Source organism: Pandoraea norimbergensis, assembly GCF_001465545.3.
GTDB lineage: Bacteria > Pseudomonadota > Gammaproteobacteria > Burkholderiales > Burkholderiaceae > Pandoraea > Pandoraea norimbergensis.
Window position 1 is genome coordinate 3,562,982 of sequence record NZ_CP013480.3, and the last position, 13,330, is coordinate 3,576,311.

Sequence of the window (13,330 nt, forward strand, 5' to 3'; positions counted from 1 at the left end):
CCCTAGGGAAAATACCTACCCCGCGAGTCTCCCATGTGGCACCGCACAAAATTCTCGCGAGAGACCCGGCGCAGTGCCTTCGCGCCATGACGGACGGCCGCCCGGCCATCTCGACAACGCTTTTTAGCGGCACTACAATCGCGCCCGCTCGTGTGCGCCGACGGTCACAAACGCCCCCGGAATCCGGTCGTCGGCCGGCGCACAACAGACCGGCGTCACTTCGCATCACCTCGAATCGCAGCCGGCAGAGCGCTCACGTCTTAACTTTCGATATCCCCACGGAGACACAGTTGTTTACGTCCTACCTGCGCGCTTCGCGCAAGGCGCTCGCCGCCATCACGTGCGCCGCCTTTGCGGCGTTCATCGCCACCACCCCGGCACACGCCGCCGACGCCGCCACCCGACATCACGCCCACAAGGCCAGCAAGCCGGCTAAGCACGCTAAATCGGCCAAACCGACAAAAGCGAAGAAAGCCGCCAAAGCAAACAAAGCCAAGACGGTGAAGACGGCGCACGCGAAACCCGCCAAGGCGAAAGCAGCGTATGCCACAACCACGGTGGCGAAGTCGCATCGCAAACACCAAGGCAAGGCGGCCGCCAGACAAGCATCAGCCAAATCGAATGCCGTCTCGGGCAAACGCGCCAGCGCGAAGTCTCGCGCTCCGATGAAGACGGCCAGCCTGCGCAAGCACAAAGTCGCCGCGCTATAGTCACGAGACGGTGACGCCTCGAACCCCGGACGCCACCCTCTCATTTTCGTGAGGCTGCATAGGGTGGTGACATGTCCATGACATTCCGGCGTACGCCGGCGCGCGTTGCGCCGGCGCGACAATCGATTTATTTCACTTCGTTTATTTGGTGCGAAGCTAATTCTTGTTTTGCCCGATCCGACTCTCGGCATACGGGAAACACGGCATGACCGCGCCGCGTATTTTGTGCGCCACGCAATCGGATGTGGATGCCATCGCAGCACTTCACGCGCATAGCTGGCAGGCCACTTATGCACACACACTCCCCTCTGGTCCACTAAGCGCCCATCTGACACGCGAGCATGCATCGCTCTGGCGCGAGCGGCTGACGCGGGTCGACGACCCCGCACTGCGCATCTGGAAAGCCTGCCCCGATCTGGACGATGGCCCGCTCGCAGGCTTCATCTGCGCCTTGTCGGGGGCCGACGGCATTCTGGTCGACAACCTCCACGTGGCCGCGCCCTGGCAGGGACAAGGCATCGGGCGGGCGCTTTTCGGGCGCGTCAGGGTCTGGTCGAACGCGCTCGATCCGAGCGCGCCGCTTTATCTCTGGGTGTTGGCGCAGAACACGCGGGCACGCCGGTTTTACGAACGACTTGGCGGCGCCGCCGGCCCGGTTCACCCCATCGCTGTCTCACCCGGCATTGAAGTTCCTGCATTGCGCTATATGTGGAAGTCGGGATAACGGGTGCAAACCATCCCGAAATGGAATACCTGGACGGACCGGTCGTCCGGTTGCTTCGTGCACATGCCGCACTGCAACGAAAAATGGCCCGAGACTGGCGTAGATCAACAATCTAAAAGTTTCCCCGCTTGACACCTTCCCACCTTTCCCGTAAAAAAACGGGTGCATGAACGTTGTATGGCGAGTCTTGTGTTCATCTAATGTCGCCCTATGCGTCAACTCGGTTGTACCTGATCAGCTTTAATGTCATGCGCTCACTGAGCTTCTCGCTCGCTCATTTGAAAATTTTAAGGATTTAAGAAATGGCAACTGGTACCGTCAAGTGGTTTAACGACGCCAAGGGTTTCGGATTCATTACGCCGGACGAAGGTGGTGAAGATCTCTTCGCGCACTTCTCGGAAATCCAAGCAAAGGGCTTCAAGTCCCTGCAAGAAAACCAAAAGGTCACCTTCGAAGTGAAGATGGGACCGAAGGGCCGTCAAGCCAGCAACATCAATCCGGTCTAAGTGATTGATGTTCGGCTAAGCGATCGCTAACCCGATCGACGCGCCTCGGGCAGAACTTAACCGTCTGCCCGAACTGAAAACCCCGCTCAGGCGGGGTTTTTTCGTTGGGCGGCGGATCCGCCAGCTATGCTGACGACTCCCCCACGCAGGAGGTATGAAATGGGCCTACTGGTAGATGGCAAGTGGCACACCGACTGGTATGACACGCGTGCCACGGGCGGGCGCTTCGAGCGCCGCCCCACGACCTTTCGTCACTGGATCACCGCCGACGGTGCACCGTCGCCGGATAGCGAAGACGCGACCGGCTTTGCCGCCGAGCCGCAGCGCTATGTGCTGTATGTGAGCTATGCGTGCCCGTGGGCGCATCGCACGCTCATCATGCGGGCGCTGAAAGGGCTGGAAGACATGATTCCGGTCGCCGTCGTGAACTGGCTGATGCTCGACGACGGCTGGACGTTCGCACCGGGCCCCGGGGTCACGGGCGATCCGGTCAACCACGCGGCGTTCCTGCGCGACGTGTATCTCTCGGCAGACGATCGCTTCTCCGGCCGCGTGACTGTCCCCTTGTTGTGGGACACCGTCACCCGCACCATCGTGAACAATGAGTCGTCGGAAATCCTGCGCATGTTCAACAGCGCTTTCGACGGGCTGGGCGCCACGGCGGGCGACTACTATCCGGTGGCGTTACGCGAAGACATCGACACGCTCAACGCGCGTATCTACGACACGGTCAACAACGGCGTCTACAAGGCTGGGTTTGCGACGACGCAGGCGGCCTACGAAGAGGCTGTCGCGCCGCTGTTCGAGACGCTCGACATGCTGGAGCAGCGCCTCACCAGCCGCCGCTTTCTGACGGGTGCGCGCATGACCGAAGCCGACATCCGGTTGTTCACCACACTCATCCGCTTTGATGCCGTCTACGTGGGGCACTTCAAGTGCAACGTGCGCCGCATTGCGGACTACCCGAATCTGTCGGCCTATACGCGCGACATCTACCAACAGCCCGGGGTTGCGGCGACGGTCAACTTCGATCACATCAAGCGTCACTACTACGAGAGCCATCGGACGATCAATCCGACCGGGATCGTACCGATGGGCCCGTTGCAGGATTTCGATGCGCCTCACGGCCGTGGACAAATGGCCTAGATGGCCTGACCGGTGAGGTGGCAGTGAGATCGCTGTCAGCCGCGCTCTGCGGCGGCCGACAGCGGATAAAAGCAGGCCTGAAGCGGGCTAGAAGCTCTCAGACCGCGCGCGGCTTCACGCGGCTGGCCGCTTCCAGCGCGTTGCGACGTGCGACGTCGAGGTCGTCGTCGTAAGCCAGCGCGACGCCCATACGACGCTTCATGAAGCTCTCGGGCTTGCCGAACAGACGAATGTCGGTCTGCGGCACTTGCAGTGCCTGATCCACGCCGTCGAACACGATCCCCGTCGCGTCCACGCCGCCGTAGATCACGGCGCTCGCGCCGGGCGTCTTCAGCGTGGTGTTGACCGGCAGGCCGAGAATCGCGCGCGCATGCAGTTCGAATTCGTTCTGCCATTGCGTGATCATCGTCACCATGCCCGTGTCGTGCGGACGCGGGCTCACTTCGCTGAACCACACCTCGTCGCCCTTCACGAACAGCTCGACCCCGAAGAGTCCCTGCCCGCCCAAGTTCTGCGTCACCTCGCGCGCGATCAAGCGAGCACGCTCCAGCGCGTTCACCGGCATCGGGTGCGGCTGCCAGCTCTCGACGTAATCGCCACTCACCTGCTTGTGGCCGATCGGCGCACAGAAGTGGGTTTCAACCTGACCGTCGGCGCCACGTGCACGCACGGTGAGCAACGTGATCTCGTAATCGAAGTCGATGAAGCCTTCGACGATGATGCGGCCATGGCTCACGCGGCCGCCGGCCATGGCGTAGTCCCACGCGGCTTTCACATCATCGGGGCCGTCGATCTTGCTTTGTCCCTTGCCCGAGCTGCTCATCACGGGCTTGACCACGCACGGATAGCCGATGCCGCCGTCGATCGCGGCCTGCAACTGTTCGAGCGAATCGCAGAACTGGTACGGGCTGGTCGGCAGGCCAAGCGTTTCGGCGGCGAGGCGGCGGATGCCTTCACGGTCCATCGTCAGACGCGCGGCGCGCGCCGTCGGCACGACATGGACAATGCCGTCGGCTTCGAGCGCTTCGAGCATCGGCGTGGCGATGGCTTCGATTTCCGGCACGACGAGGTCGGGCTTTTCGGCGAGGATGAGCGCCTTGAGTTGTTCCGGATCGGTCATCGCAATCGTGCGCGCATGATGCGCGACCTGCTGCCCCGGCGCGTTTTCATAACGGTCGACGGCAATTGTCTCGACGCCAAGCCGCTGCAAAGCGATCAGGACTTCGCGGCCGAGTTCGCCAGCGCCCAACAACATGACCTTCGTCGCGCTCGGCGACAACGGGGTTCCGATAGTGGTCATTTGCGACCCTTGGAGAGTGAGGAAAAGGGATGCGTTGTCGCGCGCGGGCGCGCCAAACGCGAAAGACGTATTGTAGCGAGCGCCGCCATGCCGAAGCTAGGTGCAGGCGGCGGGAAGCCGGACATCCGCCGCGACCGCGGACCTGTTACGGATACCGGGACTAGGCCAACGCCCCGCGCAACACGCGGCGGCAACACGCGACCATGCGGGCTTCCGTGTCCTGATACCCGGTCAGCACCCATGCCGTCCCAGCGTTCGTCATGGCGCCCACGAGTGCCAGCCCGACGATGCGAGCGTCAGCCGCCGCGTCTTCACTGGCCGGCGGCGGCGTGTCGGCCATGCCGATGATCAGGCGGGCAAATTCGAACAGGTAGCGCTGGTAAGTCGCGTCGGTTTCGGGGCTCACGCCCATCACCTCAAGCAGCAGCACGCGCGCGGCGTGACCATCGCGCAAGAACGTGAAGAACGCGTGCAAGCCGGCGTCGAGTCGCGCGTCTAGCGTCGGTGCGCTGGCGGCAACGGCCACCTGCAACTGACTGAGAAGTGTCTGCGCATGATGGGCATACGTCGCGCGCAACAGATGCTCCATGCTCTCGAAAGCGGCATAAAAGTAACGGTCGTTGAGCTTCGCCAGACCGCACACCGAGCGCACCGTCGCGCGCCGAAACCCCACCGTACCGAAAACTGCCGTGCCGGCGTTGATGAGCGCCATGCGCCGTGCCGCTTCCCGCTGGGCCTGCCCCACTCCGCCATAACGGCGGCCGGACGGCGCACCCGGCGGTGCGGCGTCCTTGTTGTCCGATTCGAGTCCTTGTTCCATTTCGCTATTTGACATCACGAACGCTGAAAACTAAAGTGGTGACACGCATCACCAAATTATACGCAACGCGATGCGAGTGACAAATGACGAAATTTGGCGTCACTTCCAAGTCACCGGACATGATCCGCATCCATTGATAGGAGACATTGGCATGAAGACGTTCACCGACAAGGTGGCGGCCATCACCGGTGCAGGCTCCGGCATGGGTCGCTCGCTCGCCTTGGAACTGGCGCGCCGAGGGGCGCATCTCGCGCTATCCGACATCGATGACGCCAGCGTCGCCTACACCGCTGCGGCCTGCCGCGATTTCGGCGTGCATGTCACCGCCCGGCGACTGGATGTATCCGATCGCGAAGCCGTTTTCGCGTGGGCCAGCGAAACTGCCGAGATGCACGGCAAGGTCAATTTCATCTTTAACAATGCCGGCGTCTCGCTGTCGGTGCCCGTTGCGACGGCGCGCCTCGAAGACGTCGAGTGGCTGATGAACATCAACTTCTGGGGTGTCGTGCACGGCACGCAGGCGTTCCTGCCTTTCCTGGAGGCCTCGGGCGAAGGTCACGTCGTGAATACGTCGAGCCTGTTCGGCATCGTCGCCATGCCGACGCAGTCAGCCTATAACGCCAGTAAATTCGCCGTGCGTGGCTTCACCGAAGCGTTGCGCATGGAACTCGATCTCGCGGGCTCGCCCGTGACCGCGACATGCGTTCACCCGGGCGGCGTGGCGACGAATATCGTGCACACCTCGCGCATCGACGACAGCATCACGGCGCTGACCGGCATGGACGCCCAGTCGCACCGCCGTCGCGCCAACAAGCTGATCGACGTGACGAGTGCCGATGCGGCCGCCCGACAGATTCTCGCCGGGGTCTCCCACAACGCCAGACGCGTACTCGTGGGCGCCGATGCCCGCCGCGTCGACAAGCTGGCACGTCTGCTGGGCGCGAGTTATCAAGCGCTGGTCGTGTGGTTCTACCGGCGCACGGCCGTCGCGCGCAAGCCCGCAACTTCCGCATCGTCGCCACCCTCTTCGACGGCATCGGCCTCCGACGCGGCGCGCGGCACTTCGGCAGGCGCCTCCGACGAAGGCCTCGGGCAGCGGACACCGCCCCGATACGAATAATCGACGCTACAGAACAGCACCCGACGGATTCCGCCATGACCGCTACCCGTACCGCTTCTGCATCGAACACATCGAACGCGTCGAACGCGTCGAACACCCCGACTGATATCGCCAGCGTGGCCACCGATCTCGACGTCATCGTCATCGGTGCAGGCATCTCGGGCATCTCGGCGGCGCACTACCTCCGCGAGCGCTGCCCCGGCACACGCTTCGCGATGCTTGAGGCCCGGCAGTCGCTGGGCGGCACGTGGGACCTGTTCCGCTATCCCGGCGTACGCTCCGACTCCGACATGTTCACGCTCGGCTTCAGCTTCCGGCCGTGGAATAGCAATCAGGCCATCGCCGACGGCGGCAAGATTCTCGACTATCTCAAAGACACCGCGCACGCCGAAGGGCTCGACGGCCTGATTCGATACGGTCACAAGTTGCGTGAGGCGCGATGGGATTCGGGCATCGCGCGCTGGACGCTCGACATCGAGCGCACCTTCCCCGATGGTCGACAAGAAACGCAGCATCTGACGTGCCGCTTTCTCTTCATGTGCAGCGGCTACTACGCGTACGACGCCGGCCACTCGCCGGCATGGCCCGGCATGAATGACTTCACCGGCAAACTGGTTCACCCGCAACACTGGCCGGCGAATCTCGATTACCGCGACAAACGCGTGGTCGTCATCGGCAGCGGTGCCACTGCGGTGACGCTGCTGCCGAACATGGCAACGAGTGCCGCCCACGTCACGATGCTGCAACGCTCGCCCAGCTACATCCTGTCGATGCCGTCACGCGACGGCGTGGCTGAGCGATTGCGCGCGCTGCTGCCCGCGGGACTAGCCCATCGCATCGTGCGTATGAAAAACGTGTTGGTGGCGCTGGGCTTCTACAACGCCGCGCGCCGATGGCCGAACGCGATACGACGCGTGTTGATCAAGCGAGCGGCGCGTCAGGCGCTCGGGCACGTGGATGTCGCGCGCGATCTCTCGCCGCGTTACAACCCGTGGGATCAACGGCTATGCCTTGCACCGGGGGGGGACATTTTCAAAGCGCTGCGCAGCGGCCGTGCCTCCATCGTGACCGACGAAATTGCGTCGTTCACGCCGACGGGGCTTGCCCTCAAGAGCGGCAAAACGCTCGACGCGGACATTGTGGTGACGGCGACCGGACTGCGCGTGCAACTGATGGGCGGCGCGAAATTGTTCGTCGACGGTGAGCCGATCGCGCTGGCCGACACCGTCTCGTATAAGGGCATGATGTACAGCGGCGTGCCCAATCTGGCGTCGATCTTCGGTTACACGAATGCGTCGTGGACATTGAAAGCCGAGTTGATCGCGCAGTACGTCTGCCGTCTCGTCAATCACATGAACAAGCGTGGCTACGACACGTGCGTGCCCCAGCTGCGCCCGCACGAGCACGCCGAATTGCCGGCGATCGGGCTCACTTCCGGCTACATTCAGCGAGCCGCCGGCGAGTTGCCCAAGCAAGGGGGCCGCAAGCCGTGGGTGTTCTATCAGAGCTATTTCCGCGACGTACGCCTGATGCGCTGGGGCCGCGTCGACGACGGGGCCATGCGCTTCGAGCGACGCGCCACGCGCGAGGTCGAAACCCCGCAAGTTGCCGACTTGCCGAGTGGCATGAAAGCGGCGTCGTGTTAGGCGCGCTGCGTCGTTGACATCCATCGACGGCATGTTTGACATCGACACCTTCAAGATGCCTGAACTTCTCCTCCTCGGCACGGCCTCATGACCGCATTCAACTCACTGCCCGACATCATGCTCATTGCCTACTTGCTCGGTTGTCTCGTGATCGCCTTCGCCGTGATCGTGCTGGTGCTCGTGCGCTTCACCCAGCGCGTAGCCAAACGCGCCGAGGCCGCTGTGCCGCCGGACGGTCAGTTTCTGGACATGGATGGCGAACGTTTGCACTACGTCGATTTCGGCAGCGGGCCGGCGGTCGTGTTCGTGCATGGCCTGTGCGGTCAGCTACGTAACTTCGCGTACTTGCCCCTTGCGGAGATGTCACGTACGCATCGGTTGATCCTGATCGACCGGCCGGGCTCTGGTTACTCGACACGCTCACCGGAAAGCGACGGCAACATCGCGGCGCAGGCGGCGGTTGTCGCGAGACTGATCACGACACTGAGACTTGAGCGCCCGCTCGTCGTCGGCCACTCGCTTGGCGGTGCCGTCGCGCTGGCGCTGGCCCTCAACCACGGCGAGCAAGTGGGTGCGCTGGCGTTGATCGCGCCGCTCACGCAACCGGTGTCCCAGCCGCCCAAGGCATTTCGCGCGCTGGCGGTACGCAGCGCGTGGTGGCGCCGCTGGATCGGTCGCACGCTGGCGGTGCCGGTCGGCATGATGACTGGCCGCACGACACTCACTTACGTGTTCGGTCCTGAAGATGCGCCGAAAGACTTCCTGATCCGCGGTGGCGGCGCACTGGGCTTCCGCCCGGGCAATTTCTACGCGGCCTCGGTCGACATGCTCGCCGCAGAACGCGACATGCCGGGTATCAGCGCACGCTACGGCTCGCTGAGCGTACCCGTCGACGTGCTGTACGGGCGCAGCGACCGGATTCTCGACTACCGCGTGCATGGCGAGGGACTACCGCGTGGCTATTCGGCGGCGCGGCTGACGCTGATTGAGGGCGGACACATGCTCCCCGTCACACAACCCGAGACCACGATGCGGTGGTTGCAAGCAGTAGCGGCGCGTGCACAAGGCGCAGCGAGCGCTGCGTCTGCCGCGCCGGCAACGGTGTCTACGCACGCGGCAAATGACGCGGTGTGACGCTTCCAGTGGCACACTAACGGCTTCGCGACTCCGCTTGGCCTATGTGCCGGCAGCGCCATGTCCGTCATCACCGATTCGCGTCCGTCTGTCCCTTCCCTGCGTCAAGCAGCGAGTCTCGTCGTGCTGCGCGCGCGACCGAGCGGCATGGAAGTGCTGCTGCTGCGCCGCGCCGTGCGCGCCAACGATTTCAGTTCCGATGCCTATGTTTTCCCCGGCGGGGTGGTGGATGCCGCCGACCGGGGCGCGCATGCCGCGTGCTACGGGCTCGACGATGCGGCGGCGAGCGATCGCCTGCATCTGCCCGAGGGCGGACTCGACTACTACATTGCCGCGATTCGCGAATGTTTTGAAGAGACCGGCGTTTTGTTTGCCGACGTTGCGCGTGGCGATGCCGGAAGCCATGTGGATGACGTCATCGCTGACGACAGTGCGAACGGCCGAGCCGGCACGCCGATCGACAGCGCCCGCCTGACGGCCATTCGCGCGCATCGTGAAGCGCTGCATGACGCGGCGATCGATCTGACGTCCCTCTGCCGAACATTCGACATACGACTGGCACCGGCCCGGTTGCATTACCTGAGCCACTGGGTGACGCCGCTTGCGCTACCGAAACGATTCGACACCCGCTTCTTTCTCGCGGTGTTGCCCGATGGGCAACAGGCCGAAGTCGATCAGGTGGAGACGGCAGCACACCGCTGGATGCGCCCCGCCTATGCCTTCGCCCACGCCGAGCAACTTCGCTTGTTGCCGCCGACGCGCAAGCTTCTGCAATGGCTGGAAAGCATGGGCGATGTCGACACCGCCGTGGCCGCCGCGCAGGCGCTGACCGAAGTGCCCCGCATTCAGCCGCGGCTGGCCGAAGGCAAGCGTGGCCGCTGGCCCGTGACACCCGGCGAACCCGCATGGGCTGAGTTGTCGCTGACTGATCCGCAGGAACAAGGCACGGGCAGCTACGACATCGTGCCGGGACGCGTGGTTGCGCTCATGCCGGGCGTCCTGCGGGTGAGCGCCCCCAATCCGGGGATGATGACGGGCCCCGGCACGAACACGTATCTCATAGGCGGCGGCACGGCCAACGCGTGGGCGGTGATCGACCCGGGGCCTGACGATCCGTCGCATATCGACGCGATTTTGCGGGCAGCGCCGGGCGAGATCCGCCAGATTTTCGTCACGCATACCCATCGCGATCATTCGCCGGCCGCCCGTACGCTCGCGGCGCGCACGGGGGCAACGACATACGGGATGCCTGCGCAACACGAGGAAGGTCAGGATCTGACGTTTGTGCCAGACGTCATGCTGGCGGACAGCGATGCGGTGGTGTTACCCGATGGGCGCACGCTGCGTGCCATTCATACCCCGGGACACGCGGCCAACCATCTCTGCTATGCACTCGACGAGGCGAAGCTCGTCTTCACCGGCGATCACGTCATGCAGGGCTCGACGGTTGTCATCAATCCCCCCGACGGGCATATGGCAACGTATCTGCGGTCGCTGGAAAAGCTGGCAGCACTCGCGCCCGAGTGGCTGGCACCGGGGCACGGTTTCGTCATGGATCAACCGGCACAGCGCATTGCCCGGTTGGTCGCCCACCGTCTCCAGCGCGAAGCACGCGTGCTCGACGCGCTACGCCAGCATGGGCCGGCGACGATCGAGACGCTGACGCCGATCGTGTACGACGATGTGCCGGCGGTGCGTCACGCGGTGGCGCGTCGCTCGCTGAGCGCGCATCTGGAGAAACTCGCAGAAGACCGCCTCGCCGTGCATCAAGCCGAGGGGCTTTGGGTCGCTACCGACGCCTGAGCGCGCGCTTCCTTTACGACTTAGTCGTCACCGTCGCCGAGCAACTCGTCGACGATGCGTTCCCCCGCTTTGCGCCCCGCCATTTCAGCATCGACGCGATTGTCTCGATGGCCATCGGGCGAGCGCACTTCCGGCCCCTCCGGCTTGCCGTGGCGTGAGACTTGCACCAGATAGTCCCAAGGGCCGGCGTACTCGTTCTGAAACGCCTTGACGCGAATCGCATAGCCGGCGCGATATTCGTACATCTGCTCGTGGGAGGCATAGCTCATGACGGACTCCGGTGCGTGACGTCATACGCAGTCGCGTGACGTCGTGGCGGGATGCGTGCCTATCCGCGAGTGGCGCGCAGGATGACGGGTTCGGATTGAGCGCCGTCTGAAATTGCGGTAACAGCCAGCGCGACGATGGCATCTTCGTGTTCCACGAATTGGCCGAAGAGCGCTTCCCCGGCCGCGTCACGGCCAGCGAGTTGATTGAGCGCGGCGCGCTCGATCAGGCAAGTCCAGACCCTGCCGTCCACATTGAGGTAAAAGCGCACCGACCGGTCATCATCGACGAGTCCGATGCCGCCGTGCAACGTTGCTCCCATCGCACTTCTCCAATTTCCGGATGATGCCCAATCGTCAAATTCTGACAAAAAATGCTATCACTTTCGGATTGTGTTCGTATTTTTTACCTATCAAAACTGGCAGCATAAAAAAACCCGCCTGAGAGAGGCGGGCTGAGAAAACCGGAACGCACGGGGCACCATGACTATCCCGGGAAGACAGGGTCATGAAAACATGACAAACCCATTATGCGTCGGCGCAATGTCGGCGGCGAAGCCTTCCACGACGGGAGTTAGATCTAGATCAAGAATGTTGGCATCCCTGTTTCTTGGCGCCACGACGCATGAGACGCGCGTCACAAAAATGCAACATATTTATGCATCAGCAGCCGGGCATCATGGATGTTTCGTGAAGTCGTCGTCTGTATTTTTGCTTAGTTCTCCACATTTACTCGATTTCCCTAATCTGTTAAGGTGCGGATCGTCTAAGAAATTCGTACGAAGTCAAGAGATTCTAAAATGAATGCGAAATTTCACAACGGGGAGACCGAAGAGCCGTTTATCCCAAGCTGGGTATATCGACTTGTCGCTCGGTGGAAGTTTTTTCTGCCTTTGGCTGTTGCGCTCGCCGCGTTGATTTATTTAGCGCTCCATGCGATCGCCTACAAATATGAAAGCAATGGATTTGTGCTGCTGCGTCGTGACGTTTCTCTCTACAACGCACAGCGGCAAGCGTTCTACGATGGCGCGTTGCTGCGTCGTTATCTGACGAGCAAAAACAAGCTCGAAACCCCCGAAGGCCAGTTCCTGCTGCACTCGGTCGGTAGTGGGTTTATCGCCAAGCACCTCACACTGACAATGCCTTACAGCAGGGACGATGCTCGCTACGTCGGTGACAAAGATCGGTCAGCGCTGATTTCTACCGGTCTTGACCTGACCATGCAGAGTCGCACCTCAGGCGAACAAGCGGCTGCGCGTATGCATTTGTTGGCAGGGTTTGTTGTCGACGCGATGCTCAAGCAAACGCTCATGTCAGAGCTGCGCAACAAGCTGGTGGCCGCGCGAAGCCAGCGCCAAGTCCTCGACAATCAGTTGATCGAAGCGAACCTTAGCCTGCGCGAACTGACGAGCCGCCTGGACGCCACGCGCCAGATCGCTGCGCGCTACCCGGAATCGTCACGCCTGAACGATCGCCAGTTGTTGACGACAACCGGTGACTCCGGGCGATTCCTGTCGCCGATGGCCCAGATGATCGGACTGGAATCCGACATCGCCGCCGTCAAGACTTCGCTCGATCGCCTGAAACGCCAGGAAACACAGAACAACATTGCGCTTCAGTTCTACGAAGGCCTGTTTGCCAAACTACCGGCGGACCCGACCGGCGAGCAGTTGCTTGGCAACTTTGTTGCCGCCATTGGGCACTATTTCGGCGACACCAGCCCGACCGACGACGTTCGGCGCGAAGTCTTCAATACGCAGTTGCTGATTGTTCAATCCATGCGCTCCCAGGGTCTGGACGCGCCGCGCTTTACCTCGGGCCCTACCGTTCCGTCGCGAAAGCAAGGCCCGTCGCCGCTGGTCCTGTTGCTCGCAGGCACTGCGCTCGCCACGTTGTTTGCGACCGTCGCAACGCTGGTCTTCGATTTTTTCGCACTCGGAAAGCACCTTCGGCGCACTGGGGACACCTCATCTGCCACGCCATTGGCAGCGATTACCGAGCCCCCTCGAGAACTGACTCGCGAAGCGCGTAGCGCGTGAACCAACCCATTGAAAAGCCGCTCTTCTGAGCGGCTTTTTTTGTGCGCGCGCTGCGTATGGAAGCAGCACAATGTTCATTTTGCTCTGATATCCTTGGCGGCTTTCGCAGATTGACA

At 62.5% G+C, this 13,330-nt stretch carries 12 protein-coding genes and 1 pseudogene; 9 read left to right on the plus strand and 4 right to left on the minus strand.

All coding sequences use genetic code 11. The features are described from left to right. Positions 1-290 precede the first annotated feature (290 nt). The 4 genes from AT302_RS15590 to AT302_RS15605 all read left to right on the plus strand — a co-directional run bounded on the left by AT302_RS15590 (position 291) and on the right by AT302_RS15605 (position 3,086). Entirely contained in the window at positions 291-710 is a 420-nt protein-coding gene (locus tag AT302_RS15590; RefSeq protein WP_058379207.1) for a hypothetical protein, read from the plus strand. Positions 711-915: 205 nt separating this feature from the next. Continuing rightward, positions 916-1,434, plus strand: a complete 519-nt coding sequence (locus AT302_RS15595) for a GNAT family N-acetyltransferase (protein WP_058379208.1) — start codon at positions 916-918, stop codon at positions 1,432-1,434. 302 nt (positions 1,435-1,736) lie between these two features. Further along, positions 1,737-1,940: a cold-shock protein gene (locus AT302_RS15600; RefSeq protein ID WP_058379209.1), complete on the plus strand. Its 204-nt coding sequence runs from the start codon at positions 1,737-1,739 to the stop codon at positions 1,938-1,940. Between the two features lie 159 nt (positions 1,941-2,099). Then, positions 2,100-3,086, plus strand: a complete 987-nt coding sequence (locus tag AT302_RS15605; protein WP_058379210.1) for a glutathione S-transferase family protein — start codon at positions 2,100-2,102, stop codon at positions 3,084-3,086. A 97-nt stretch (positions 3,087-3,183) separates the two neighbouring features. Here AT302_RS15605 and purT read toward each other — a convergent pair whose 3' ends face one another. Together purT and AT302_RS15615 are read right to left on the minus strand one after the other, a co-directional pair. Then, positions 3,184-4,386: a formate-dependent phosphoribosylglycinamide formyltransferase gene (gene purT / locus AT302_RS15610; protein ID WP_058379211.1), complete on the minus strand. Its 1,203-nt coding sequence runs from the start codon at positions 4,384-4,386 to the stop codon at positions 3,184-3,186. Between the two features lie 160 nt (positions 4,387-4,546). Continuing rightward, a complete protein-coding gene (locus AT302_RS15615) occupies positions 4,547-5,221 on the minus strand; it encodes a TetR/AcrR family transcriptional regulator (RefSeq protein WP_084656261.1) in 675 nt (224 codons plus the stop codon). Positions 5,222-5,357: 136 nt separating this feature from the next. Here AT302_RS15615 and AT302_RS15620 point away from each other — a divergent pair. The 4 genes and pseudogenes from AT302_RS15620 to AT302_RS15635 all read left to right on the plus strand — a co-directional run. After that, positions 5,358-6,242, plus strand: a pseudogene (locus tag AT302_RS15620) (SDR family NAD(P)-dependent oxidoreductase); the annotation flags it as partial. Positions 6,243-6,361: 119 nt separating this feature from the next. Next, entirely contained in the window at positions 6,362-7,972 is a 1,611-nt protein-coding gene (locus AT302_RS15625; RefSeq protein WP_058379213.1) for a flavin-containing monooxygenase, read from the plus strand. 87 nt (positions 7,973-8,059) lie between these two features. Beyond that, on the plus strand, positions 8,060-9,106 hold the full coding sequence (locus AT302_RS15630) for an alpha/beta fold hydrolase (RefSeq protein WP_237171941.1): 1,047 nt from the start codon (positions 8,060-8,062) through the stop codon (positions 9,104-9,106). Between the two features lie 60 nt (positions 9,107-9,166). Next, positions 9,167-10,909 carry an MBL fold metallo-hydrolase gene (locus tag AT302_RS15635; protein WP_058379214.1) on the plus strand — a complete coding sequence of 581 codons (1,743 nt, stop codon included), beginning with the start codon at positions 9,167-9,169 and terminating at the stop codon, positions 10,907-10,909. Between the two features lie 20 nt (positions 10,910-10,929). Here the strand turns inward: AT302_RS15635 and AT302_RS15640 are convergent, their stop codons facing one another. Both AT302_RS15640 and AT302_RS15645 read right to left on the minus strand, forming a co-directional pair. Continuing rightward, positions 10,930-11,178 carry a hypothetical protein gene (locus tag AT302_RS15640; RefSeq protein WP_058379215.1) on the minus strand — a complete coding sequence of 83 codons (249 nt, stop codon included), beginning with the start codon at positions 11,176-11,178 and terminating at the stop codon, positions 10,930-10,932. Between the two features lie 59 nt (positions 11,179-11,237). After that, the gene (locus AT302_RS15645; protein WP_058379216.1) at positions 11,238-11,498 is read right to left on the minus strand and encodes a DUF1488 family protein; all 261 of its coding nucleotides are present in this window, start codon (positions 11,496-11,498) and stop codon (positions 11,238-11,240) included. 477 nt (positions 11,499-11,975) lie between these two features. On the opposite strand from AT302_RS15645, the gene AT302_RS15650 reads away from it, so the two are divergent. Further along, complete coding sequence (locus AT302_RS15650; protein ID WP_157125802.1) at positions 11,976-13,214, plus strand: hypothetical protein; 1,239 nt, start codon at positions 11,976-11,978, stop codon at positions 13,212-13,214. The last annotated feature ends 116 nt before the right edge of the window (positions 13,215-13,330 follow it).